Below are 752 nucleotides of genomic sequence, written 5' to 3'. Positions count from 1 at the left end.
AACCCCCCTGCCGTGCCGGCCACCGCGGCCGGCACGGCACCGCTGACGGGCGGGATGCGTACGAGGGCTGTCATCAGCAGCGTGCCTATCAGGGCGGCCCCGATGATCACCTCGAGCCAGCTGCGGTCGGCGGCGCCGACCAGGAGCGCACCGGGCACGGATCCCACGACGATCAGGGGCGCGAGGTGGCGGTACCGGCGCCAGTCGATGTCGCGGCGGAGCGTGATCCCGATGAGCACGGCGGAGACGGTGGTGGTGACGTTGGTCAGCAGTACTCCGGCGACGGGCCCGAGGAGCAGGGTGAGGGTGGGTGCCACCACCAGCCCGACCCCCATCCCGCTGACGCGCTGCAGGACCGTGCCCAGGATGACGGACGCCGCCGCGACCAGCAGGAGGAGGGGACCGACGTCGGCGGGCATGGACCACAGCATTCCAGGTGCGCCTGACTGCGACCGGCGGCGCCACGCGCCCCGATATCGCATACTCATTCCATGCGATCCATCTGGAAGGGCGAGGTCTCCTTTGGTCTGGTGAACGTGCCGGTCAAGGTGTATTCGGCGACGGAGGACCATGATCTGCACGCGCGGCAGGTCGATAAGAAGGATGGCGTGCGCATCCGCTACAAGAAGGTCCGCGACGACAACGGCGAGGAGGTCGAGTTCTCCGACATCGCCAAGGCGTACGAGTCCGAGGACGGCGAGATGGTCATCCTCACCAAGGAGGACCTGGCGAGCCTCCCGGTAGAGCAGTCC

Annotated in this window: 2 protein-coding genes; one reads left to right on the top strand and one right to left on the bottom strand. The window is 68.5% G+C overall.

Annotated elements, in window-relative coordinates; translation table 11 throughout:
- A partial coding sequence (locus G6017_RS17120) for a TSUP family transporter (protein WP_241731596.1) occupies nt 1-419 on the bottom strand: 419 nt, incomplete at its 3' end.
- 72 nt (nt 420-491) lie between these two features.
- Here G6017_RS17120 and G6017_RS17115 point away from each other — a divergent pair.
- The coding region (locus G6017_RS17115; RefSeq protein ID WP_347238034.1) for a Ku protein at nt 492-752 on the top strand (261 nt) is incomplete at its 3' end.

Origin of the sequence: Dietzia sp. B44 (genome assembly GCF_014145245.1) — a bacterium.
GTDB lineage: Bacteria > Actinomycetota > Actinomycetes > Mycobacteriales > Mycobacteriaceae > Dietzia > Dietzia natronolimnaea.
The sequence above is the reverse complement of the archived record's forward strand: the minus strand, read 5'-3'. Positions and strand labels throughout refer to the sequence as shown.